This is a genomic window from Halobacillus litoralis (assembly GCF_020171725.1).
Lineage (GTDB): Bacteria > Bacillota > Bacilli > Bacillales > Halobacillaceae > Halobacillus > Halobacillus litoralis_F.
Genome location: NZ_JAIVAJ010000006.1, coordinates 420,075 through 444,471 on the forward strand (window position 1 = coordinate 420,075; position 24,397 = coordinate 444,471).

Annotated in this window: 25 protein-coding genes and 2 riboswitches; of the genes, 21 read left to right on the forward strand and 4 right to left on the reverse strand. The window is 44.0% G+C overall.

Annotated features, from left to right (window positions below):
* Nucleotides 1–15 precede the first annotated feature (15 nt).
* The 13 genes from LCM20_RS14140 to LCM20_RS14195 all read left to right on the forward strand — a co-directional run bounded on the left by LCM20_RS14140 (nucleotide 16) and on the right by LCM20_RS14195 (nucleotide 13,487).
* Nucleotides 16–906: a MetQ/NlpA family ABC transporter substrate-binding protein gene (locus LCM20_RS14140; RefSeq protein WP_225196128.1), complete on the forward strand. Its 891-nt coding sequence runs from the start codon at nucleotides 16–18 to the stop codon at nucleotides 904–906.
* Between the two features lie 59 nt (nucleotides 907–965).
* Nucleotides 966–1,331 (forward strand): carboxymuconolactone decarboxylase family protein, encoded by a 366-nt coding sequence (locus LCM20_RS14145; protein WP_225196129.1) that lies wholly within the window; start codon nucleotides 966–968, stop codon nucleotides 1,329–1,331.
* A gap of 244 nt (nucleotides 1,332–1,575) precedes the next feature.
* A complete protein-coding gene (locus LCM20_RS20115; RefSeq protein WP_263622108.1) occupies nucleotides 1,576–1,698 on the forward strand; it encodes a hypothetical protein in 123 nt (40 codons plus the stop codon).
* Between the two features lie 239 nt (nucleotides 1,699–1,937).
* Entirely contained in the window at nucleotides 1,938–2,723 is a 786-nt protein-coding gene (gene sufC, locus LCM20_RS14150) for a Fe-S cluster assembly ATPase SufC (RefSeq protein ID WP_225196130.1), read from the forward strand.
* A gap of 19 nt (nucleotides 2,724–2,742) precedes the next feature.
* A complete protein-coding gene (sufD, locus tag LCM20_RS14155) occupies nucleotides 2,743–4,047 on the forward strand; it encodes a Fe-S cluster assembly protein SufD (protein ID WP_225196131.1) in 1,305 nt (434 codons plus the stop codon).
* A complete protein-coding gene (locus LCM20_RS14160) occupies nucleotides 4,047–5,267 on the forward strand; it encodes a cysteine desulfurase (protein WP_225196132.1) in 1,221 nt (406 codons plus the stop codon). Before sufD ends, LCM20_RS14160 begins: the two co-directional genes overlap by 1 nt.
* Nucleotides 5,257–5,700, forward strand: coding sequence for a Fe-S cluster assembly sulfur transfer protein SufU (gene sufU, locus LCM20_RS14165; RefSeq protein ID WP_225196133.1), 444 nt, complete (start codon nucleotides 5,257–5,259; stop codon nucleotides 5,698–5,700). The genes LCM20_RS14160 and sufU overlap by 11 nt, the downstream gene beginning before the upstream one ends.
* A 33-nt stretch (nucleotides 5,701–5,733) precedes the next feature.
* Nucleotides 5,734–7,131 carry a Fe-S cluster assembly protein SufB gene (sufB, locus tag LCM20_RS14170; protein ID WP_225196134.1) on the forward strand — a complete coding sequence of 466 codons (1,398 nt, stop codon included), beginning with the start codon at nucleotides 5,734–5,736 and terminating at the stop codon, nucleotides 7,129–7,131.
* A 214-nt stretch (nucleotides 7,132–7,345) separates the two neighbouring features.
* Nucleotides 7,346–8,179 (forward strand): sulfite exporter TauE/SafE family protein, encoded by an 834-nt coding sequence (locus LCM20_RS14175; RefSeq protein ID WP_225196135.1) that lies wholly within the window; start codon nucleotides 7,346–7,348, stop codon nucleotides 8,177–8,179.
* An 8-nt stretch (nucleotides 8,180–8,187) separates the two neighbouring features.
* Nucleotides 8,188–9,576, forward strand: a complete 1,389-nt coding sequence (locus LCM20_RS14180) for a bifunctional metallophosphatase/5'-nucleotidase (RefSeq protein ID WP_225196136.1) — start codon at nucleotides 8,188–8,190, stop codon at nucleotides 9,574–9,576.
* Nucleotides 9,577–9,614: 38 nt separating this feature from the next.
* A complete protein-coding gene (locus LCM20_RS14185; RefSeq protein ID WP_225196137.1) occupies nucleotides 9,615–10,709 on the forward strand; it encodes an HD-GYP domain-containing protein in 1,095 nt (364 codons plus the stop codon).
* Between the two features lie 51 nt (nucleotides 10,710–10,760).
* Nucleotides 10,761–11,540, forward strand: a complete 780-nt coding sequence (gene yunB, locus LCM20_RS14190) for a sporulation protein YunB (RefSeq protein ID WP_225196138.1) — start codon at nucleotides 10,761–10,763, stop codon at nucleotides 11,538–11,540.
* A gap of 54 nt (nucleotides 11,541–11,594) precedes the next feature.
* Nucleotides 11,595–11,781, forward strand: a riboswitch (Lysine riboswitch).
* A gap of 134 nt (nucleotides 11,782–11,915) precedes the next feature.
* Nucleotides 11,916–13,487, forward strand: a complete 1,572-nt coding sequence (locus LCM20_RS14195) for a Na+/H+ antiporter NhaC family protein (RefSeq protein WP_225196139.1) — start codon at nucleotides 11,916–11,918, stop codon at nucleotides 13,485–13,487.
* Nucleotides 13,488–13,612: 125 nt separating this feature from the next.
* Here LCM20_RS14195 and LCM20_RS14200 read toward each other — a convergent pair whose 3' ends face one another.
* Nucleotides 13,613–14,308, reverse strand: a complete 696-nt coding sequence (locus LCM20_RS14200; RefSeq protein ID WP_225196140.1) for a SipW-dependent-type signal peptide-containing protein — start codon at nucleotides 14,306–14,308, stop codon at nucleotides 13,613–13,615.
* Between the two features lie 106 nt (nucleotides 14,309–14,414).
* Nucleotides 14,415–15,098: a SipW-dependent-type signal peptide-containing protein gene (locus tag LCM20_RS14205; protein WP_225196141.1), complete on the reverse strand. Its 684-nt coding sequence runs from the start codon at nucleotides 15,096–15,098 to the stop codon at nucleotides 14,415–14,417.
* Nucleotides 15,099–15,449: 351 nt separating this feature from the next.
* A riboswitch (cyclic di-GMP riboswitch) is annotated at nucleotides 15,450–15,534 on the forward strand.
* A 60-nt stretch (nucleotides 15,535–15,594) separates the two neighbouring features.
* Here LCM20_RS14205 and LCM20_RS20200 point away from each other — a divergent pair.
* From LCM20_RS20200 to LCM20_RS14245, 8 genes are all read left to right on the forward strand, one after another.
* Entirely contained in the window at nucleotides 15,595–17,244 is a 1,650-nt protein-coding gene (locus LCM20_RS20200) for an ATP-binding protein (RefSeq protein WP_225196142.1), read from the forward strand.
* A complete protein-coding gene (locus LCM20_RS14215) occupies nucleotides 17,225–17,866 on the forward strand; it encodes a response regulator transcription factor (protein WP_225196143.1) in 642 nt (213 codons plus the stop codon). The genes LCM20_RS20200 and LCM20_RS14215 overlap by 20 nt, the downstream gene beginning before the upstream one ends.
* A gap of 56 nt (nucleotides 17,867–17,922) precedes the next feature.
* On the forward strand, nucleotides 17,923–18,294 hold the full coding sequence (locus LCM20_RS14220) for a hypothetical protein (RefSeq protein ID WP_225196144.1): 372 nt from the start codon (nucleotides 17,923–17,925) through the stop codon (nucleotides 18,292–18,294).
* Between the two features lie 44 nt (nucleotides 18,295–18,338).
* Nucleotides 18,339–18,581 carry a hypothetical protein gene (locus LCM20_RS14225; RefSeq protein ID WP_225196145.1) on the forward strand — a complete coding sequence of 81 codons (243 nt, stop codon included), beginning with the start codon at nucleotides 18,339–18,341 and terminating at the stop codon, nucleotides 18,579–18,581.
* Between the two features lie 16 nt (nucleotides 18,582–18,597).
* Nucleotides 18,598–19,785, forward strand: a complete 1,188-nt coding sequence (locus LCM20_RS14230) for a signal peptidase I (protein WP_225196146.1) — start codon at nucleotides 18,598–18,600, stop codon at nucleotides 19,783–19,785.
* 37 nt (nucleotides 19,786–19,822) lie between these two features.
* A complete protein-coding gene (locus LCM20_RS14235) occupies nucleotides 19,823–20,890 on the forward strand; it encodes a DUF5305 family protein (RefSeq protein WP_225196147.1) in 1,068 nt (355 codons plus the stop codon).
* A gap of 209 nt (nucleotides 20,891–21,099) precedes the next feature.
* A complete protein-coding gene (locus LCM20_RS14240) occupies nucleotides 21,100–22,626 on the forward strand; it encodes a sodium-dependent transporter (RefSeq protein WP_225196148.1) in 1,527 nt (508 codons plus the stop codon).
* Between the two features lies 1 nt (nucleotide 22,627).
* Nucleotides 22,628–22,732: a methionine/alanine import family NSS transporter small subunit gene (locus LCM20_RS14245; RefSeq protein ID WP_225196149.1), complete on the forward strand. Its 105-nt coding sequence runs from the start codon at nucleotides 22,628–22,630 to the stop codon at nucleotides 22,730–22,732.
* A 33-nt stretch (nucleotides 22,733–22,765) separates the two neighbouring features.
* Here LCM20_RS14245 and LCM20_RS14250 read toward each other — a convergent pair whose 3' ends face one another.
* Both LCM20_RS14250 and LCM20_RS14255 read right to left on the reverse strand, forming a co-directional pair.
* A complete protein-coding gene (locus LCM20_RS14250) occupies nucleotides 22,766–23,716 on the reverse strand; it encodes a M23 family metallopeptidase (RefSeq protein WP_225196150.1) in 951 nt (316 codons plus the stop codon).
* Between the two features lie 36 nt (nucleotides 23,717–23,752).
* Nucleotides 23,753–24,358, reverse strand: a complete 606-nt coding sequence (locus LCM20_RS14255) for a YhcN/YlaJ family sporulation lipoprotein (protein ID WP_225196151.1) — start codon at nucleotides 24,356–24,358, stop codon at nucleotides 23,753–23,755.
* Nucleotides 24,359–24,397 lie beyond the last annotated feature (39 nt).

Genomic DNA, 24,397 nt, shown 5'->3' on the forward strand with positions numbered 1-24,397 from the left:
AAGGGGAGAGTTATCATGAAGAAAATTTGGACAGGCGCTTTAGCTATTTTATTTGTACTTGTACTTGCTGCTTGTGGGTCATCTGAAACAGGAAGCACAGATGAGGCAGGCGAATCAACGAATGCGGATAGTGGTTCAGAAGAAACAGCGGAAACAGAAACGCAAACAATTACAGTCGGAGCTTCCAGTGTTCCACATGCCGAGATTTTAGAGGAAGCAAAACCTCTGCTTGAAGAAGAAGGTATCGCGATTGATATCCAAAGTTACCAAGACTACATTCTTCCGAACAAAGATCTTGCAAGCGGCGAAATTGATGCAAACTATTTCCAGCACATCCCTTACTTGAACGCTCAAGAAGAGGAAATGGGCTATGATTTTGCGAACCTTGGCGGTATTCACATCGAACCAATGGGCATCTACTCTAAAAACATTACAAGTTTAGACGAAGTGCCAGAGGGAACAACGGTTCTCATGAGCCGCTCGGTTGCCGATCACGGTCGTATTCTTTCCTTATTAGAGCGTGAAGGTCTGATTAAGCTTGATGAGAACGTAAATAAGATTGAAGCAACGGTAGAAGATATCGTAGAAAACCCTAAAAATCTTGAGTTTGATTCTGGTATAGATGCCGCATTCCTTCCAGAGAACTATAAGCGTGAAGAAGATGCGCTCGTCGCGATCAACACGAACTATGCGATTGAAGCAGACTTGAACCCATCAGAAGATGCTCTTATTCTTGAAGGGTCTGAGTCTCCGTACGTCAACGTGATTGCTGCGAAAAGTGAAGACGAAGATTCTGAAGCACTGCAGAAGCTTGTAGAAGTGCTACATTCAGAAGAGATTCAAACATTCATCAAAGAAGAATATAACGGAGCGGTTGTTCCTGTAGATGGAAACTCCGAAGAATAATCAAAGTGACTGCGGTGGATACTAACCGCAGTCACTTTATTTTTATGGGAGGAATCAAGATGCAGGAACAAAATATGAATTGGACGAAGACGTACTTACACGATTATAAAGAAGGGATGGGCGAATTCTCTCAACATATGCCTGAGGTGGCCCATCAGTTCAGCGAGTTCTCAGATGCGTGTTTTAAAGATGGAGAAATTTCGAAAAAGCATAAGCAGTTACTTGCCCTTGGGATCAGTATCGTTGCTCAGGATGAGTACTGCATGATTTACCACACGAAAGGCTGTATTGATCAGGGAGCTACAGAAAGAGAAATCATGGAGGCGTGTGGTGTGGCAGCGGCCTTCGGTGGTGGTGCGGCTCTAAGTCAAGCGGCTACGCTCGTACAGCACGCTTATCGTGACTTGTCCAATCCGCTAAATTGATTGAATTATTAGAAAAAAGAAGCAAATCAACTTAATTGAAGAGAAATCCCAGTAAATACCGCTTACATGGAAGCACAAAGGTTCAAAAGCTTTCACAACGTGTTTATTTCCAGTTTAGTATGGGTATTGTCCTGTGATATTCTAAATTGTGTAAATAATCTGAAAGGGTTGATTTGTTATCACTGACGATCTGAAATTAAATTACACTGCTGAGATGGAGAAAGCCATGCACGGAGCTCACAACATGGGATATGCCGAATACAGCAGGAGACTTGATTCTCGTCTGCAAGTAGAACAAAAGCGTCAGCGCGAGTTTGAAGAAAGTCGAAAGATGATCGAACAGGTGGACCGTCAATTGCATAAATAATCGTTCTAAAATAAAGAATCAGGTGAGTTTTCGTCACCTGATTTTTTCATGTTATACTATAGTAGGAAAATGGATGAAAAGCTCATAAAATGTTCATTTTTCACTGTTTGTGGCTGATGGCAAAAAGTTGATAACTATTACTAAATGATATAAGATTGTAATGAGAATAAATTGAGAATGGTTCTTTGATCCATATCAACCAGCACATTCAATATTAATAGATACTGGAGGTATTTTTTATGGCAGGATCAACATTAGAAATTAAGGATCTTCATGTAGAAATCGAAGGTCAGGAAATTCTTAAAGGTGTTAACTTAACAATCAACGGCGGTGAATTTCACGCTGTTATGGGACCAAACGGTACAGGTAAATCGACACTGGCATCTGCTGTTATGGGACACCCTAAATATGAAGTAACAAAAGGTCAAATCCTTCTAGACGGTGAAGACGTACTGGAAATGGAAGTAGACGAGCGTGCTCAAGCTGGTCTTTTCCTGGCTATGCAGTACCCAAGTGAAATCAGTGGGGTAACAAACTCCGATTTCCTACGCTCTGCAATTAACGCGCACCGTGAAGAAGGCGACGAAATTTCTCTTATGAAGTTCATCAAAGAGATGGATTCCAAGATGGACACATTAGAGATGGACAAGAACATGGCACAGCGTTACTTGAACGAAGGGTTCTCCGGCGGTGAGAAGAAGCGTAACGAAATCCTTCAACTTATGATGGTTCAACCTGCTATTGCGATTCTTGATGAAATTGACTCTGGTCTTGATATTGATGCGCTTAAAGTCGTATCTCAAGGCATCAACGAAATGCGTAACGATGAATTCGGCTGCTTGATTATCACTCACTATCAACGCCTGTTGAACTACATCACTCCAGACCACGTCCACGTTATGATGCAGGGCCGTGTTGTGAAGTCTGGTGGACCTGAGCTTGCTCAACGCCTTGAAGAAGAAGGTTATGAGTGGATTAAAGAAGAGCTCGGCATTGAAGACGAAACAGTCGGTCAAAAAGCGTAACTTAGATAGGAGGGGTAACATGACAGTAGAAGTATCACTACCATACGATAAAGAATACGTCACCCAATTCTCAAATGGGCTTCAAGAACCTGAATGGATGCAAAGCCTTCGTCTGAATGCTTTGGAGAAGTCAGAGTCTCTTCCTTTACCAAAGCCGGATAAGACGAATATCCAAGGGTGGAACTTCACGGAATTCAAGCACCACGTTGAGGGGGAGAAGATTGAATCTCTTGACCAACTGCCTGCTGAGATTCAGGATTTCCTAGACGAGGAAGAGCAGAAGAACCTTGTCATTCAGCGTAACCATACCACTGCATTCGGTGTTCTTGACGAGAAGCTGAAAGAACAGGGTGTAGTATTTACAGATATGAAAACAGCCCTTCGTGAACATGGAGAGCTTGTTGAGAAATACTACATGAACGATGCAGTTCATGTAGACGAGCACCGTCTTACAGCCCTACACGCTGCGTTAATGAACGGTGGAGTCTTCCTATACGTGCCAAAGAATGTTCAAATTGAAGAACCACTTCAAGCGATTTTCTGGCAGGAGGACCCAGAGGCGTCTCTGATCAACCACATTTTAGTTGTGGCTGAAGAGAACAGCTCTGTCACTTACGTTGAAAACTATGTTTCTAACAATAAAGAAGAAAAAACTTCGGCGAACATCGTTGCAGAAGTCATTGCTAAGGATGGAGCTAAAGTTTCATTCGGTGCAGTCGACAACTTTGAAGCCGGCACAACGGTTTATGCGAACCGTCGAGGCGTCGCTTATCGTGACTCTGTCATCGAATGGGCACTTGGTCAAATGAATGAAGGAAACACCGTTTCTGAAAACATCACGCACTTGATCGGAGACAACTCCCATTCAAACGCGAAGACAGTGGCAATCGGCCGCGGTCAGCAGAAGCAGAACTTTACAACCAACATCCGTCACTTCGGAAAAGGATCAGACGGTTATATCCTTCAGCACGGTGTTATGAAGGACAAATCCTCTGCTATCTTTAACGGAGTTGGAAAGATTGAGCACGGAGCATCCAAATCTAACGCTGAGCAGGAATCACGTGTTCTTATGCTGAGTAAAGATGCACGCGGAGATGCGAACCCGATTCTTCTTATCGATGAAGACGATGTAACAGCAGGTCACGCTGCATCCGTCGGACGTGTCGATCCAATCCAATTGTATTACTTGATGAGCCGCGGTATCTCCCGCTTTGAAGCAGAGCGTCTGATCATTCACGGTTTCCTTGCACCTGTTGTGAACCAGCTTCCCGTCGAAGCGGTGAAACGTCAGTTGACTCAAGTAATCGAAAGGAAAGTATATTAATGGATGTAAAAGCCGTTCGTGACGAATTCCCGATTCTTCATCAGGAAGTCAACGGCCATCCGCTCGTGTACTTGGATTCATCAGCAACTTCTCAAAAGCCAAGAAAGGTGATTGAGAAGTTGGATGAATATTACCGTGGATACAATTCAAACGTTCACCGTGGCGTTCACACGCTTGGTACAAAAGCGACGGATGAATATGAAGGCGCGCGCGAGAAAGTAAGGCGCTTCATCAATGCGTCCAGCACGCAGGAAGTCATCTTCACAAGAGGAACCACGACAGCAATCAATACGGTTGCAGCAAGCTATGGACGGGCCAACTTCAAGAGTGGAGATGAAATTGTCATCACTCCGATGGAACACCATAGTAATATCATTCCTTGGCAGCAAATCGCTAAGGAAACGGGTGCAACACTTAAATACATGCCTTTGCAGCCGGACGGAACGATTCGTCTGGAAGATGCAAAAGCAACCATTACTCCGAATACGAAAATGGTTGCCATCATGCAGGTATCGAACGTACTTGGAACCATCAATCCTGTAAAAGAAATTGCCCAAATCGCTCATGACAACGACTCCGTCATCTTGGTGGATGGAGCCCAAAGTGCGCCTCACATGAAGATTGATGTGCAGGAGTTGGATGCCGATTTCTTTGCCTTTTCCGGTCACAAAATGTGTGGTCCGACAGGTATCGGGGTACTTTATGGAAAGAAAGCTCTGCTTAACAAGATGGAGCCCGTCGAGTTTGGCGGAGAGATGATTGATTTCGTCAATCTTTATGACTCCACTTGGAAGGAGCTTCCTTGGAAGTTCGAAGGCGGAACACCTATTATTGCAGGAGCTGTCGGTCTAGGAGCAGCCATTGACTTCTTGAATGACATCGGACTCGACGCCATTCAGGACCACGAGCATAAGCTTGCTCAATATGCACTCGATCGAATGCAGACCGTAGATGGGATGAACATTTACGGGCCGCAGGAACGTGCCGGTCTCGTTACGTTCAATTTAGCTGACGTGCATCCCCACGACTTGGCAACGGTCCTTGATGCTGAGGGAATTGCGGTTAGAGCCGGACACCATTGTGCTCAGCCGTTAATGCGCTGGCTGGATGTATCCGCTACGGCGAGAGCAAGCTTTTATCTTTACAATACAGAAGAAGAAATCGACCGACTTGTTGAAGGATTACAAACAACAAAGGAGTATTTTGGCGATGTCTTTTAATAATTTAGATACACTCTATCGCCAAGTCATCATGGATCACTACAAAAATCCTCGTAACCGTGGATCGATTGAAGGCGATCATATGACGGTCGACATGAATAATCCGACCTGTGGTGATCGCATTCAGCTTCAACTACAAGTGGAAGACGGACTTGTAAAGGATGCGAAGTTTGATGGAGAAGGATGTTCCATCAGCTTGTCATCCGCTTCGATGATGACTCAGGCAATCAAAGGGAAACCAGTAGACGACGCGTTGAAAATGTCTGAAATCTTCTCTGACTTAATGCAGGGCAATGATATCGATGAAGAAGATATCGACCTTGGTGATATTGAAGCTCTTCAAGGGGTTTCAAAGTTCCCGGCCCGCATTAAATGTGCCACTCTTGCTTGGAAAGCAATGGAAAAAGGTGTAGACGAAGAAAAGCAGGATTAACCGTTTGTTCATACCAAAAGGAGGTCTATAAACATGGCTAAAAAAGCCCCTGAAGTTGGAGAGTACCAATATGGGTTCCACGAAAAAGACGTTTCAATTTTCCGTACTCAAAAGGGCTTGACGAAAGAAGTCGTTGAGCAAATCTCCAATTATAAAGAAGAACCACAATGGATGCTTGACTTCCGTTTGAAGTCCTTAGAGCAGTTCTATAAAATGCCGATGCCACAATGGGGTGGCGACCTTTCTGAACTTGATTTCGATGAGATTACGTATTACGTAAAACCATCTGAGCGTTCTGAACGTTCTTGGGATGAGGTTCCAGAAGAAATCAAGAACACATTCGACCGCTTAGGAATTCCTGAAGCGGAGCAGAAATACCTTTCCGGTGTATCCGCTCAGTACGAATCCGAAGTTGTTTACCACAACATGGAGAAGGACTTAGAAGATTTGGGCGTTATCTTCAAAGATACGGACTCTGCCTTGAAAGAAGACGAAGAGATCTTCCGTGAGTATTTCGGTAAAGTCATCCCACCATCTGATAACAAGTTCGCTGCATTGAACTCTGCGGTATGGTCTGGTGGATCATTCATCTATGTACCGAAAAATACGAAGGTAGCGACACCACTTCAAGCCTACTTCCGTATTAACTCTGAGAACATGGGACAGTTTGAGCGTACGCTGATCATTGCGGATGAAGGCTCTTCTGTACACTATGTTGAAGGTTGTACAGCACCTACGTATTCCTCAAGCTCTCTTCACAGTGCTGTTGTAGAGATCTTTGTTAAGGATAACGCGTACTGCCGTTATACAACGATCCAAAACTGGGCGAACAATGTCTACAACCTTGTAACAAAACGTGCCGTTGCCGAGTCTAATGCAACAATGGAATGGGTAGACGGTAACCTTGGTTCCAAGCTGACAATGAAATATCCAGCTGTTTTGTTGAAAGGGGAAGGCGCACGCGGTATGACTCTTTCCATTGCACTTGCTGGTAAAGGTCAGCACCAGGACGCCGGTGCTAAAATGCACCACCTTGCTCCGAACACGTCTTCTACGATCGTTTCGAAGTCCATCTCTAAACATGGTGGTAAAGTAACGTACCGTGGTATCGTACAGTTCGGTAGAAAAGCAGAAGGCGCTCGCTCTAACGTTGAATGTGATACGTTGATTATGGATAACGAATCCACTTCTGATACGATTCCATACAACGAAATCATGAACGAGAATATCTCTCTTGAGCACGAGGCGAAAGTTTCCAAAGTGTCAGAAGAGCAGCTATTCTACTTGATGAGCCGCGGAATTTCTGAAGAAGAAGCAACAGAAATGATCGTAATGGGCTTCATCGAGCCATTCACGAAAGAACTACCAATGGAATATGCAGTTGAAATGAACCGCCTGATCAAATTCGAAATGGAAGGTTCAATCGGTTAATTCCGTTCTTTTGTAATCGAAAGGGCAACAACACCTCACCCGTGTTGTTGCTCTTTTTTTATTATGAAGAAAAAAACAATAGGGGAAAGACGTGTATGTAAAGAATAGGGCATGCTAAAATTAGAATTCACCTCTAGAAGCGTTTGACTTTGAACGATATCTTTGCATGGATGTTTTACGCATAGGAATCGTGATAATATAGTATTATCTATAAATGAGTAAAAGGGTGTTCGGAATGTTTGTAGTCATGTTTTTAATTGGAATTCTAACGGCTTTTGTTGGAAGTATCGCCGGGCTTGGCGGTGGCGTTGTTTTAGTGCCCGTTTTACTCTTTTTAGGCGAAGAATTTGCTTCGTTCAGCTGGGTGAATCCGCAGTCCATTGTTGGAATCTCACTTGTCGTCATGATCTTTACAGGGTTGTCATCAGCCCTATCCTACCTGAAGCATGACAGAGTGGATAAAAAAATTGGATATTTATTTTTAATCGGTAGTGTCCCAGGAGGTATTCTCGGGGCATGGCTGAATCAATATTTCAAGACGGATGGTTTTTCTCTTTTCTTTGGATTGATTATGCTGGTCGTATCTGCTTTATTCTTTTTACCAAGAAGGCAGGCGGATGCTCCTTTATTTAAAAAAGGCATGGAACGTGAGAAAGTCGTCGATGGACAGACCTATACGTACCGTATGCCGGTAGCATTCGGCTTAGGATTGTCTTTTGTTGTCGGTATGCTGTCTGGATTGCTCGGCATCGGCGGGGGATCACTGCTGACGCCTGCGATGATTCTGCTGTTCAGCATTCCGCCGCATATCGCGACGGCTACTTCGATGTTCATGATCTTTTTTGCAAGTATTTCAAGCTCGGGTACCCATATCCTTCTTGGACACGTGGAATGGGCTCATACCCTGTACTTCATCCCAGGTGCCTACCTTGGTGGTATGATTGGGGCGAAGGTCAACCGTAAGCTTAACGGAAAGCTTGTGGAGTGGGTCTTACGAGTTCTACTCATTTTGATTGCAGTGCGCTTAATTTCGCAGGGAATAGGGTGAGGAGAATCATGAAAAACGAGAAGCTTTTTATCTATTTTACAAGTGACTTACATAGCCATTTTGAAAATTGGCCACAGATGATGGGCTTTGTGAAGAAGCAGAAAGAGAAGCATGACCGTAAGCAGGAAGATTACTTTCTATTTGATAATGGGGATCATGTCGACCGCTTCCACCCGATTGCAGAAGGGTTGATGGGGCAAGGCAATGTGCAGCTTATGAATGAATCAGGGTACGATGTCGTGAATTTAGGTAACAATGAAGGCATCACCCTCTCGGAGGAAGATCTGTATCACTTATATGATGATGCCAAGTTCGGTGTCACCTGTGGCAACCTGAGTAAAATGGACCCCCCGCAGCCTTCTTGGCTGAAGCCCTACCAAGTGTTGACGTCTAGGAAAGGGACTAGAGTAGGGGTGTTTGGGTTGACGGCGCCGTTTGAAACCTTTTATAAACAGCTTGGGTGGGCCGTCACGTCCCCATATGAAGCGATTGAAAAGATATTGCCCGTTGTAAAGGAAGAGGCAGATGTGGTCGTATTACTGTCGCACTTGGGCATAAACGATGATGAAGAGATTGCCAGGCGTTTTGATGGGATTGATGTAATCATCGGAGGTCACACGCATCATTTATTCCAAAATGGTGAACTCGTGAACGATACGCTTCTGACAGCTGTAGGGAAACATGGCACCCACATTGGAGAGGTCATGCTGGAGTGGAATCCACGTGAAGCTCTCCTAGAAGATAAGCAGGCGTATGCCATTTCTACAGAACATATGAAAAAAGATGAGTCCGTCATTGAGCAGGTTCAACAGAAGCGGTTGGACGCAGTGGACAATTTGAAGACACCTGTTACAGTGTTGAAGCAAGGGATGAAGATTGCCTGGTTTCAGGAAACGGAATTGATGCAGCTCTTGACGAACGAACTGAAAGACTGGACGGAAGCTGACATCTCGATGCTGAATGCAGGTGTCCTGCTTGATCATTTACAGGAAGGTCCGATCACATATGGAGATCTTCACCGAATCTGTCCACACCCTATGAATCCTTGTAAAGTAGAGCTTTCCGGTGATGAAATCATGGAAGTTATACGAGTGGCTCATACGAAAGAATTGACAGAGATCAAGCTGAAGGGATTCGGTTTCAGAGGCGAGGTTATAGGGAAAATGGTGTTTAGCGGAGTGGATATTTTCGGGGGAATAGGACCGGACGGAGAGTACCGTGTCCACAGGGTTCACCTGAATGGCATCCCTCTACAGCATGATCGTACCTACACATTCGCGACAGCGGATACCTTTACATTCGGAAGACTATTTCCTGAGATTGCTTATGCTAAAATAAAGACCTATTATATGCCGGAATTATTGAGAGACTTACTCAAACACGCATTGCAGAAATAGCCTGATCAGAATCGAAAAAATATTTGTAGGAGAATGTTATGAGATTAGCACTAACGCATTCATTAGAAGCCGGTGATCGACTCGGAAAGACGATCTACAATGAGAACGGAAAAATCCTTCTAAGACAAGGGGTAACGCTGACAGATCGGATGATTGGGCGTCTATCTGAGTTTCACATTACGTACGTTTATATAGAAGATCCCGATACAGACGATATAGAAAGTCACTACCCGATTACGGAAGAGCTGAGAACGAGTGCGGTTCAATCGATTAAGAAATCCTTCGCTACGGCACAAGACTCCGATACGATGAAGAAAGGGTTTGTATTCGATAAGTCTGCGAATGAAATGACGAGCATCGTTCGCAGCATCATGGATGAGTTGCGAAACCATAAAGAAGCCATCTCGCTGTTATCGGATGTATTCACCTACGACGATTACATATTTACGCATTCGTTGAACGTCACGATGTATGCGCTGGCTTTAGGTAAACAGCTGCAGCTTCCGTACAGCAAGCTGGAGCAGTTAGGGATCGGAGCCATCCTGCATGATGTCGGGAAAATGATGGTGCCGAGAGACGTATTATTGAAGCCGGGAAGATTGTCTAACAGTGAGTTCGAACTCATCAAGACGCATGCTGAAGCAGGGTTCGAACTGCTTAGAAGCTCCAGTCAGATTCCGCTTGTTGCCGCTCACTGTGCCTTCCAGCACCATGAACGGATGGACGGGTCCGGGTACCCTCGTGGATTAGCAGGTGATGAGATTCATTACTTCGGGAAAATACTCGCTGTAGCGGATGTGTTCGACGCTGTCACCAGTAATCGGGTATACAGAGCAGCCATGCTTCCTCATGAAGGGCTCGAAATCCTATACTCCGGTGCAGGAACTTTGTTTGATCAGGAGATGGTTGAAGCTTTCAGGAAGTGTATTGCCATTTATCCAAATGGACTTTCTGTCGAATTGAACGACGGAAGAAAAGGAATCGTTGTCAGTCAGAACCCTGCGTTATGTGACCGCCCGATTATTCGAATCTTTGAAGAAGACGGTTACGAAATCGAACAAAAATATGATATAGACTTATCCGAACAGTTGAGTGTCGTTGTGAAAAATTGTGATACAATCTCTGTCGGATAAGGCGTAAACCCCTTCATGACATCATATAGTTAGGTCAGGAGGGGTTGTTTTATGCCAAGAAAGAGACGATCGAATGGTCCCTCAACAGGGCAGAAGGTTTTGATCAGCTTTATTTTTTTCGTGATATTCACTGGGTTGAGCCTTTGGTATATTAACCAGGGGATTACGCCCGCACTCTACAGTATTGCAGAAACCAAGACGCAGCAGTTAGCGCGAGATGCCATTAACGAAGCGGTCAGTAAGCAGATATCAGAGGATTTACAGTTTAAAGACCTTGTCAACATGGAGAAGGACGACGACGGAAATATCGTGTATATGGGCTGGAACTCGATTGTCGTAAACCGTGTCCTTCGTAACACGACCATGCGGGTTCAAACGTACTTAAAGCGCATGGAACTGAATGAGCTGCCAATGGAGGACACATCATTGGAGCCTGAACTGGACCCGGACATGTCACAAGATCAGCAAGGGGAGCAGCCGGCTACTTTAATCGAGATTCCTGTAGGTCAGGCTACAAATAACACCCTGCTCGCAAACTTAGGCCCGAAAGTACCTGTTCAGCTGCGCGTGATCGGAGACGTGCAATCCAACTTTGAAAATGAATTAACCGAATATGGTATTAATGCTGCCCTGTTTGAGCTGTCGGTCCACATCGAAGTCAATGTAAGGATTGTCATCCCATTTTCGACAGAAACGACGACGGTCTCGACTGATATTCCAATCGATACAGCCACAATACTAGGAGAGGTTCCGAACTTCTACGGAGAAGGAGCGGGTCAGAACAGTACCGAATCCCCATCTTTTTCCTTTCCGATGGACCCCTTGCAATAATATGAATCTATTGATAGAATGGCAAAGAACTGAATATGCGTGACCTTATCAGATCGGTGAGGTAGAGGCGCAGGCGTCATGAGTCATTCACCTGAGTACGACAAGCGAAGACGGTGAATAAAAGGGATGGTCTGCCGAAGGAGAAGAGCGTGATGTCGCACAATCTTCTTCTGGTGTGTAGTTGAATAAAGTACACACTGTCATGCATGCTTTTTTGGGTGCATGGGGCGCTACTGATCGAAATGGAGGATAATCAATTGCTACTAAGGCAATGGTGGATTATTTTCTATCATTGTCTTTTTTTATTCCTCATTTTTATCCGCAGTAGCCTTCCGAATCCCGCAATACACCATACGATATTACGGAGGGAACATCATGGAAGGAACATTTTACTCATTAATTCCAGCAGTCTTAATGCTGGTCCTTGTACTCCTTACAAGGAAAGTCATTTTATCACTTGGTATCGGTATCGTTGTCGGCGCATTCATGCTGACAGACTTGAATATCGTAGAAGGCATTTCACTCATTGTGTCGATCTTCACCGCTATTTTTTACGATGGTGGCTTGAACATGGGCAACCTGTATCTGTTATCATTCCTATTCTTACTAGGGGTTACGACAGCCTTTATGACAGCATCCGGCGGAAGCCGTGCTTTCGGAAAGTGGGCGGTCGAACGAATCCAGACACGCCGTGGGGCGAAGCTGATTCCAGCGGTATTAGGTATTATTATCTTTATTGACGATTACTTCAACGCGCTGGCCGTTGGTCAGGTGGCTCGTCCTGTAACAGACCGTTATAAGGTATCAAGAGCCAAGCTTGCTTATTTCATTGACTCGACTTCAGCTCCGATTACCGTGATCTCACCCATTTCAAGCTGGGGAGCTTACATTATCGGTACAATCGGGAGTATCCTCGTTGCAAATGAAGTGACAGATTTCGGAGGATTCGAAGCGTTCATCAGAATGATTCCGGCGAACTTCTATGTATTCGCGGCCTTGCTTCTCGTCTTCTTGACGATCTTCATGAAGCTTGATGTCGGACCGATGAAAAAGCACGAACGTCGTGCAATGGAAAAAGGGGAGCTTACAGATCCTGAGCAAGGGGATGTGCCTGGTGACCTTGGCGATGAATTCAAAGAGCACGGAAAAGGGAAAATCTATCACCTGATCTTACCGATCGTTGCCCTGATTGCAGGGACAGTGATTTCGATGATCGTAACGGGCGTACGAAACACAACCGAAGGTCCGGTAGACGCACTAGCGATTTTTGCGAATACGAACGTGAACATTTCCCTGTTTGCAGGTGGACTGGCATCTGTTGTGCTGGCAGCCGTTCTGTATATTATTCAGTCGGGTGAGAAATCATCCATGGGCCATGTACTCATTCAAGGGTTAAAGGCGATGCTGCCTGCGATTTATATTCTTGTATTCGCTTGGATGATCGGTACAATTATCGATAATCTGGGCACAGGAGAGTATTTGGCACAGCTCTTTACGGAAGCGAATATCAGTGTGGCTTACCTGCCATTGATCATCTTCCTTCTGTCTGGATTTATGGCTCTTTCAACAGGAACTTCGTGGGGAACATTCGGCATCATGCTTCCGATTGCTGGTGAAATCGCAGCAGTCACAGATGTAACGATGATGATCCCTGCATTGTCTGCAGTACTTGCCGGTTCGGTATTCGGAGACCACTGTTCACCGATTTCCGATACGACGATCCTTTCGTCCACAGGTGCCGGTTCGAACCACATCGATCACGTATTGACTCAGCTGCCATACGCACTTGTTGCGGCTGGAGCGGCTGCAGTCGGATATATCGTCCTTGGACTGACAGGATCGATTTGGATGCCGTTGATCTTGACGTTAGCCATTGTCGTGATTGCTGCGTTCGTTTTACGAGCCGCGGGTCAAACAGTGGATATTGATGAGAAACAAGTGATGTAATAGGAAAGCCTCACTGAGCTTACTGCTCAGTGAGGCTTTTTTTATGTTGAACATCAGTCTTGCTATTCTATTAGAGGATCTCTGATCAAGTAACTCCTTAAGATAGAGCCTAATGAGACTGATTTCTATTCGTTGTGTTGACTAAACTGCAATTCAAGATTAAAGTCCAAGTCCTTGTCCTCGAAACTTTCATCCGCATCTTTATGCATCGTAAGTTCTATGTTTTCAAAGTGTACGACATCGCCTGGCTCGAGTGGGTATTTACCATTCTGACCTGAAAGGGCTTGGTCAGCTTGATTAATAGAGAAGCCTGTTTTAATGGTCCAAGAATTTCTTTCCTCACCATTATCATCCTTCACTATAATTTTTCCTCCAGTGATCATAATAAGATCACGCTGTTCAGAAGTGAGTGGAGTACCATTTCCCCCAAACTCTAGAGACGGTTTCTTCGCTACTGCGGGGATGGATCCTGTATTCTCAAATGAAGCTGAGAACTTAGCGCCTGCACCAGGATAGAGGTTATCCACTGAGAAACTAAGTCCTTTCGCGTCAAACGTATCATTTGTAACAATGTACTGTTTGCCTGTTTCATTACTAGCAATTTCAGAATCTGTAAATTCTACTTTCAATTCTCCAGTACTTACCGTGTTATCGACCGTAATGGCGTCTGTCCAGTAGGCATATCCAGCACCAGATACCATCATTCCTGCAATAACTGCTGACGTTAAAAACTTTGCACCCTTCATAACAATCGCTCCTTTTACATGTTGGTTGTTGTTTACATTTCTTATCTTAAGGGGATGAACCATTCTTTTCGCCATGCAAAAGTATATTTCTTAGTGGCTCTCAAGCGTCCTCTGACTACTCCTTTGGGGTAATCATACATATACAAAAAGACGACCTCTAGGGTAGAGGTCGTCTTCGAATTTATTGGGCGTTATGTTGTTTCCAGTTGAAATCAATATCGAATTGGGTACGAAGGTTTTCTGTTTCATTGCCTGATTGATCATCTAAGTAGAAGATAATACAGTTTTCCTCACTTGGATTATAAGCAGGTATGGCTGCTGCTACTTCATCTTTATGTTCTTCAGGGATGTCGAAAAGAATATAATCGCCGGGCTCCATTTGAACATTCTCGAGCATCGCGTTCAGGTCATCCTCTAAAGAGTCCAGTGTTCCGGTGAAGTAGCCACCGTCTTTAATGCGGTGTTTACTGCTCATTTGAATGAATCCTCCTGCTGCCTTAACATCATTGCCTAACGCTCCAGCTTGTTCGCTGAAGGTTACGTTCACATGATCAAGCACTGCCGGTATAGAGCCAAAGTTTTCTGCTTTTGCAGCATATAGACTCATAGCGCCGGGGTACATATCCTCCATTGTTACAGTCAACGTGTCTGCTGTTTGAGTTATAGATCCAGTCATATAGTTCTCGCCTGCATTATCTTTATTGATTTGGTGAGGTAGTCCGAAAGCTTTTGTGAATTGAACGTCGAGGTTCCCTGTTGCTACCGTGTTATCTACCGTTAAAGCATCCGTCCAATAAGCATAACCAGCTCCTGACACCATCATCCCTGCGATAACCGCTGATGCAATCATGTTTTTTGCTTTCATATCGTTCACTCCTTCTTTAGTATGACTCAATCATAAAAAAGGAAGTGAAAAATCACGACATGATTAAGTGTGATTTTTTTGAATAAATAAGTAGTTGGTATTCATACTTATTAGTTATAGTGTATAGAACTTTAGTGTAATGATTAAAAAGATGTTATCTAAAAATAACTTAAATTAAATATTTATGAACTATCTTGAATGATGATATTTCCATCAATATCCGACGAGATTCATGCTTTTTTGATAGAAGATTATGTTCATTTAGTGAAGTGTGTGTAATTTTTTAACAAAAACGAAAGAGATGTGTCGATGACAAAACGTTTACAAAATCATCCACTTTATATTACTTTAGTGTTAAGCGGATGGCGATGAAGTGTATGCTGTACATGGGCACTTTGTGTACACGGAGCCACTAGTGCAACCGGCCGACTTTCGTAATGGGAAGTCTTTTTTTTATGAGGCTTTTTCGATTAGAAGGTAAAGGACGTGTAGAAATGTGAAGCTTAAGTGGAAAGTTGAATGGAATGATCGTCATCTCCTTCATGTGTTTAGAATCGTGTCCATCGTGCTCTCTTTCGTAGTCCATATGTTCTGGGGAAGTGGCCAGAGTTCTTCCTACTTATGGCTGGCTTTTGTGTTGCTGCTAAGCGCATCGGTAATTATGATCTGGTTGTACGAAAAATCAAGTGGTGTCCCTTGGCAATTCTTCTTTTTGTTTACGATTGAAACGATTGGAGTCAGTTATTTATTAATTGTCAGTGGGGGATTGAATAGTCTATTTATCTGGTACGGATTAAATCCTGTATTACTTGCAGCAAATGGTCTTCCGATTTTGTTCGGGTGGTTGTATTTAGGTTTCTACTTATTCGTCATTCTTTCATTTGCAGTGGATCAAACGTTGGTTGCAGTAGGGGCCGAATCACTATATATCCTGGCCATCGTGCTCATAACGCTCGCTGTGCAGTTGCTCACGTTAATGCTGCGTAAGTTTGAAGAGAAGCATAATGAATTAGAGGAGGCGAATCTGCAGGTTGAGCAATCAATCGACCATGTTATGTCACTCTATCAGATCACGGAACGCATCTCTCATTACAGCTCGAAGGATAGTGTTTATCACACGTTCGCTACATACGCCAGGCAGCTGACGAAAAGTCCTTCCGCTTTCTTTTATGAAAAGCTGCCTTCCCATGCAAGTGAGGAACCCGTTGTTGTCGAATTGTCCGATTCTTCAGGTTCTGAAAAGGAGCGGATTGTGAGAGCAGTGAGTGGTTTTAAGAGAGGTGAAGTGACAGAGTGCATGTATCATACAGAGGGGAATGGGCGCCACTACATAATGAGAGCGGTAACATCCGGGGATCGAGTATATGGGATCCTTGGGCTTGAAATAGGATCTGACTTCAGGTTCATGAACGATAGACTAGAGAACCATCTGGATTTCCTTTCGCATTTATGTTCCGTTACGTTGGATCGGCTGTTTCAAGAAGAAGTGCATACGGATCTTCTCCTGTTAGAGGAGCAGAACAGAATTGCTAATGAAATTCATGACAGTGTATCGCAACGTTTGTTCAGTATTGTCTATGCTTTGCATTCTCTTGATAAAGAAGGGATTCCGCCTTCGTTACAAACGACATTGAACATGGTCGAGGATTCTTCCCGATCTGCCGCTAAGGAATTGAGGGTTTGTATTTACAACCTGAGTAAGAGAGGCGACTTAGATAAGTGCTTCAGTCAAAAACTGAAAAACCATTTAAAACAAATTTCATCTCTCTCTAAGACAGACATCGCCTTTCATTTTTCTGGTGAGGAAGAGCAGGTTCATCCTGATATGAAATCTGTTTTACTCCGTCTTATAACGGAGGCGACAGGCAATGCAATTCGTCATGGAGCGGCTGAAGAAATTGAAGTGGAGATCAAAGTAGGGAAGGAGAATGTTCGATTAAACATTGTAGATAATGGAATTGGCTTCGAACCAGAAGAGTTGAGTGACGGGGACAGAGGCCTTGGGCTGCAGAATATGGAAAGCCTTGTAGAAAGATATGCTGGTTCTTTTAAGATTCGAAGTGAGACAGGTACAGGAACAATGATTGATATTCAAATGCCTAAAACCCAAAGGAGAGAACGTATCTATGAAACTATTGGTAGTTGATGACCATCCACTTGTCCGTCAAGGCTTGCTAGCGTTGCTTAGAAAAAACAATGACGAAGTAAGGGAAGCTTCCTCAATAGCGGAGGCATCAGAATCTATTGCTTCCTATCAACCTGACCTTGTATTGGTAGATTTGCGTTTGGGGAAGGAGTCAGGCTTTCAATTGATCAAGGATGCTGGTAAGTTCGGGAACTCTATAAAGTTTGTGATTCTAACTTCATCTGCAAGAATATCGGATTTCAAGACGGCAAAGGAGCTGGGCGTATCCGGCTATATCTTGAAAGAAGCGCTTCCTGAGGAATTACTATATGCCCTTAAGCTTGTATCAAATGGACGGAAGTATTACGACCCTGGTGTTTTAGAAGTGATGATGGATGAAGAAGAAACTGAGAATGTGGAAGGGTTGACCAAAAAGGAACAGGAGGTATTGAGGCTTCTTGGTATGGGAGGATCGAATCGTGATATTGCCGGTCAACTTTTTATTTCAGAAAATACAGTGAAAAAACACGTGAGCCAGATTTTAGATAAACTGCACCTGCCTGATCGTACTCAGGCGGCCCTATATGCCAACTTGAAAGGAATATCCACCTATCAACTAGTAGAGCAGAATGTACAGGGCTGAAGCTGGAGGTGTTGGGACAAATGAAGAAAGCAAGTCTGAAGTTTAGGAGCTTTCCATTGGCTATTGCACTAGTGGTGATCTGCCTGAATGGAGTCGGCGTTTCCTATGCCCATTTCACAGACAGGATTGATATTAGGCAGCACATGGAGACGGGGGAGATGAAGATTGAGATCGATCGTGCCTTCTCCGTTCACCCAAAGCAAGGAATTGAAAATATCGATGTACAAGTAAATGATGAGCAGTTTATGATCAGCGCAGATGTCGAAAAGAATTATAAAGGAAAGCTCTCTTTTTATGTTCGAAACATGGGTACGATTCCAATTGATATGGAGGGGGACCGTCTGAAGCCGGACCAAAAGGGAAAGATAACGATTCCAATTGATTCGCAATTTCGCATGAAAAAAATCAAATATAGTCAGTGGAAGTGAGAATGGAGGAGAGTGTCTTGAAGCGAGCGCTTCTAATGCTTGGTGTGAGTGTAGTGATTGGGCTGATCTTTTGCTCGGGAGGCTATGCCTACTGGAGTAAAGATATTGAAGTGAGAGCAGACATCAAGGTAGTAGAGCCAGAAGTTGAACAACCAGAAACAGATGAGAGTAAAGCCCTCTCAACGGGTCAAGAAGGAACGGAACAGAGTGTAGAAAAAAGTGAAGCACATGCAATAGACAAGGATAATGCCGACTCAGACGAAGCGAAACACAAATCACCGAGTTGAAATTGGGGTGCACATAATGAAAACAACTAGAGAAGGAACGATCACGTTATTCTCTTTGGCTCTACTGATTGTTCCTTTGATTCTTTACTTCGTTACCCATACAACATTCTCAGCTCTATCCAACAGTCAATTTCTCTTTATGAAGGTTGGCGCATTGTTATGGTTTGTGGTATTTATCATTACGCAGTTTCTCCCAAAGCCTCGATTAGGGGCTAAAATCCGGTATCATTCGACGATCTATATGTGGTCTTTTAACTTATCCCTCATCTACCTATGTTTGTTGGTATTTGGAGGAATCATCGATGGCTTTGGGAAGTCGCCTTTCGATCATTCATTAAAGGGACTTCTGATCAATGCGTTATCCATCTCGATGATTCTACTGGGACAGGAATTCATGAGGGGGTATGTAGTCAATCACTTCTCTCGAAAACATCAATGGAGCACTATTGTAGGAGTCAGCTTTCTTATGTTGGTCTTTCAAACGCTATTGGACAAGATCTCTTCGCTTAATGGCATGGAGGAATGGGTGCAGTATATGGCGCAATCATTTCTGCCTAATCTCTCTCAACAACTCCTTGCCACCTATTTAGTTTCACTGGCCGGCCCCATAGCTTCTATTATTTATTTGGGCATGATCCGGTTGTTCACATGGTACTCTCCTGTCCTGCCGGATCTTCAATGGATTACGGAATCTTTTATCGGCATTCTAGTTCCAGCCTTCTCTCTTATTTGGGTGATGTCTGCATATAGAAGAGAAGCCAGACAGACTGCTTCACACAGGGATGAAGAAAATCCTTTTCCGATGATGGCTGCGGGTGTTCTTTCCGTTGGAATCGTGTGGTTCTCAGTAGGGGTATTTCCATTGTACCCTTCGGCCGTTGCTACAGGGAGTATGGAGCCTTTGATCCATCCGGGAGATGTGGTTATCGTGAAGAAGATGAACTCTGAAGCTCCTGAAGTGGGTGATGTTGTGCAATTCAAACGAGACAGTATAATGATTTCGCATCGAATTATTGAAGTGGAAACCGAGTCAGAGAAACGCTATTACAGAACGAAAGGTGACAACAACTCTATTGCAGATGAAGAACTCGTATCTTTAGAGCAAATACAAGGGGAAGTTGTGAAAGTTGTACCTAAATTAGGGTGGCTAACATTGTTTTTTAAAAAGGGTGACCATGTTCCGGTTGAGGATGTCGAGTTCTAATATGAGAATAGGTTGGTGAGTGTGCGTGTCGAGGAAGATGAACAGTTTCGTAAGGTATGGAATAATCGTATTTTTATCGTTCATGTTGATATTCAGTGGATTCAAGCTTTATGAAGTGATGAACAATCCTAAGATGGTGAAAGCAGAAGATCCGAAGCTCGCTTACGATTATAGCAGCAATATTGATTATGCGGTGAATGTAACCCCCAATGACATTTATGAGTCCAGTCAGCTGGAAGCGGGTCAGGATTACTTTGTTAACTTGATTGACGATATCGAAACGAACTTCCATTATCAATGGAATAGTCAAGCTGCCGTCAACCTCGAGGGGACGTATTCTGCGAAGGGGGTCCTTCAAGCTTTCATAGGTGAGGGAGAGGATAAGGAGCCGATATGGACGAGGGAGTACGCCTTGATTCCTGAGAAGACCTTCTCCGAAACGAATGACAAGTTGGAGATAAATGAACCTTATCAGTTAGATTTGCAGCCGTTTTACAGCTTTATTCAAAAGCTAGAGGAACAAAGTGATGTAGATACGAATACGACGCTTACCGTCTACTGGGATGTCAACGTTCAAGGTGATACAGAATTTGGCGGTATTAGTGAATCCTCTACATCGACGATGACGCTTCCGCTGTATGGAAAAATTCTCTCAGTAGGTGGGAGTCTATCAGATGAAGGAACAGGTGACGTAGGTCAAAATGCGATGGTGAAAGAACCGGGTCAAGTTCGAAATACGTGGCTCTTTATAAGTTTAATCGTCGTAAGCCTCGCAGGTATCATTTCCATGTTACGTTTCACCGAAGGGTATCTGGAGAGAGATTCATTCAAGAAAGATGTGAACCGCATCTCTAAAAAGTTTGGATCACGGCTTGTGCAAATAGATGAGGATCATTTCTCGCATACAATGAAAGTATTGAGAGTTCAATCATTTGAGGATATAGTACGGGTTTCTGATGACCTAGTACGACCGATTCTATACAAGAAGATAGCCGCTCATCATATAACTTACTATGTTCTTGGAGAAGACTACGTATATAGTTATGATCTTCAAACAGATGCGGACCTCCCCGAAGAATTCATTGAGCCGAGAAAGACAATGTAGAGTGGACACTGAAGAGGAATGGGTTTTCAGATCCCATTCCTCTATTTTAGAACATTTTAATTTCTTACTATTGAAAAAAATAACTTTGACAAGCATAAACGTCATGGTTATAATTTATACTGAAATATCAGAAAAAAGAAAAAATTATGAAACATCCTTTATGAGTCAAATGACTCAGTGAGGTTGTAATAAAAAAGGGAGGTCTTTACATGGAAAATCGTGCACAATGGGGGACTCGGGCCGGGTTTATACTGGCAGCTGTCGGTTCAGCTATCGGTCTGGGTAACATCTGGCGTTTCCCCGCAGTAGCGTATGAGAACGGCGGAGGAGCATTCTTTATCCCATACTTATTTGCCCTGTTAACAGCAGGTATTCCGTTACTTGTCATGGAGTTTACGATCGGACATAAATATCGTGGCTCTGCACCGCTATCATTCTTTCGTATGAATCGTAAAACGGAATGGCTCGGCTGGTGGGCTGTGCTTGTTTCATTCGTTATCTCGACGTATTACGCTGTTATTATTGCCTGGGCAATACGTTACAGCTTCTTTTCAATCAACTTGACTTGGGGAGAGGACACAGAAAGCTTCCTCTTCAATGATTTCCTACAACTGACTGTAAGTCCTGGTCAAACAGGAAGTATCGTCATGGGAATCCTGATCCCATTGATTGTGGTTTGGTTAATCACATTGGGCGTACTATTTGCAGGTGTTAAGAAAGGGATTGAAAAAGCAAACAAAATCTTCATCCCGACACTTGTTGTATTGTTCCTGATCATTGTAATCAGAGCGATCACACTGCCGGGAGCTGCTCAGGGACTTCAGACGTTCTTTGCGCCTGATTTCAGTCAAATCGCCAACCCGAATGTTTGGGTAGCGGCTTATGGCCAAATCTTCTTTAGTTTATCGATTGCATTCGCTATCATGATTACGTATTCAAGCTATTTACCGAAGAAATCGGATATTTCCAACAACGCGTTTATTGCTGGTTTCAGTAACTCCAGCTTCGAATTATTAGCTGGTATTGGTGTTTTCGGAGCATTAGGCTTTATGGCACAGCAGAGTGGAGTTGGAGTAGAAGAAGTTGTTGCTGGTGGTGTGGGACTTGCGTTCGTCGTCTTCCCGCAAATCATTAATGAATTTCCAGCACTTAGTGGACTCTTCGGCTTCATGTTCTTCATCTCGTTAGTATTAGCTGGTCTATCTTCCCTGATTTCCATTTCGGAAACATATGTGGCTGCGTTGAAAGATAAGTTCGGCCTTTCTCGTAATGCTGCTGTAGGTCTTGGTGGAGGTCTGGCTGCTGTGATCTCAATCTTGTTCGCGACTCAAGGTGGATTGTACTTCCTTGATGCAGCTGACTATTTCATTAACCAATTCGGTGTTGCATTCGTCGGACTTGTTGAAGTTGTGGTGATTGCCTGGTTCCTTCGCAAACTTGGGGAATTCCAGACGCACTCCAACGAAATTTCAGATATCCGTCTTGGCGGCTGGTGGAAAGCCTGCCTGGGTGTTGTTACACCAATCGTACTAGGGTGGATGATGTTCAGCCTGTTCAAACAAAACCTTCTTGGCGAGTTTGAAACAGAAACAGGAAACTACGCAGGGTACGGAGATACCTTTATCTTCTTTAGTGGCTGGTCCGTTGCGATCTTTGCTATCGTTGTCGGATTCATCATGAGCCGCACTCGCTGGCACGCAAGCTCACTGGAAGAAAAAAAAAGGGAGGTAAGCTAATATGACAGCAGGTGCTATTGTTATGATGCTTATCGGTATGGTCATCATTTGGGGCGGTCTTGTAGCAAGCGTTGCGAATGCTGTTAAGAAAGCCAAACAACAATAAAGAGAAAGCGTCGTCCGTTGAGGGCGACGCTTTTTAATTATTTTTTTCCATTCGTTCCCACCGCTTCAAGTATGGGTAAGGGTCGAATGACCATTCGTTCTCCCCGTTATCTTGGTACATACCGTAATGAAGGTGAGGTGGAAACTTGCCGGACGTTCCCGGAGGGCCATATCCACTTGCGCCGACACCACCGATGACATCGCCTGGCTGCACAACATCTCCAACTTTAAGGTCTTCCGAAAAGCTCTGCAGGTGAGCGTAATAATGGTATATGTTGAAAATATCGCGAATCCCCACGCGCCATCCCCCGTACCGGTTCCAGCCTTTCATTTCGATCACGCCATAAGTGGTCGATTGGACGGGAACGCCGTAGTTCGCGAAGATGTCGGTTCCCTCGTGGATCCGTCTTCCTCCGAATCCTCTGGCGTCACCCCAGGTGGAGCGGTAGCTGAAGTTTGCACTTAATGGAACAGGAAATGAACGTTCTTTCAGGGAAACGGTTCCGAACTTCTTAAAAACTTCTGCATTATTCATGATGGTCTGGACCGTTAAATCACGTTTATAGTAGTTCCACAAGGCGATTTTGATATCATCGCTGGTTGTACCGTAAGACTTGATATATTGACCAAGAGACCAAAGTACGTCTTCATCATGGTTGATATCGATGTTCTTGTCTCCATTACCGTCTGATCCCCATCCGTCAGGAAACCATGCTGACGGCATATCAATAGGTGTTCCAGTCCAGAATAAAGGATCAGCCTTTATAGCGGTGACCCTGCCCTCTTTCGGGTTGTCATGAATCTGCCTTTCGAACTGATCAATCGCCGCAAGGTACTCCCAGGGAATATCCGTAACAGCTTCTGTTTTTTTGTACAGGGCCATGCGTGCTGCGCTGTCGTCTTTCTCCTCAGCATGCACGACCATGCTTGAGCTGATTCCGAGTATCACAGTCGTGATAAACAGAATCAAACGAATCGATTTCATCTTATCACCTACAAGGAATGGTTAGATTTTTTTTACTTAGGACTCAGTGCTTCCCATGTTCGTTTTTCCGTGTGTACCCATTTGGTCGTCGTTTTGTTCCACTTTACCTTGTGGAGCTTCTTTCATTTTGTTGATGATGCTATCGATCACTTCTCGGTACTGGTCATCATACACAGTTGAAGTGCTGACGCTTTGGATATCACCAAAGGCACTTGGTTTATCGGAAGTGTAGATGCGGTAAAAAGCAGGTACCATGGAATAAGCAGTTTTCTGTACCATATCGGCTGCAAGTTCACGGTCCATGTTGTCAGGCTTTTTATAAGCGACGAGAATTTCATAGTCGGTAACGAGCGTCGCTACATCTTCAAAACCTTTGTAACGCAGAATCATTCTGGAGATCTGGTCCGACATTTCTTCACGGTTCACTTGAATTTCACGATTCTGCTCGACATCCTGATCGAGTTGATCTTTATTGTAGCGTACGTAGCCTACCTGTCCCTCAAGCGGAGCCTCATTGTAACTGTCCATCGGATTTCCGTTCAGGGCATCTTCGTGATGGCTGGTTTCTTGCTTATCTGCATCTTCCATACATCCCGTCATGATCAATAAGACGGCAAGTATCGGAATCATGAATTTCATCATTTTAGTTCCTCCTTTAATCGGATTGGATTCGCTATTAGG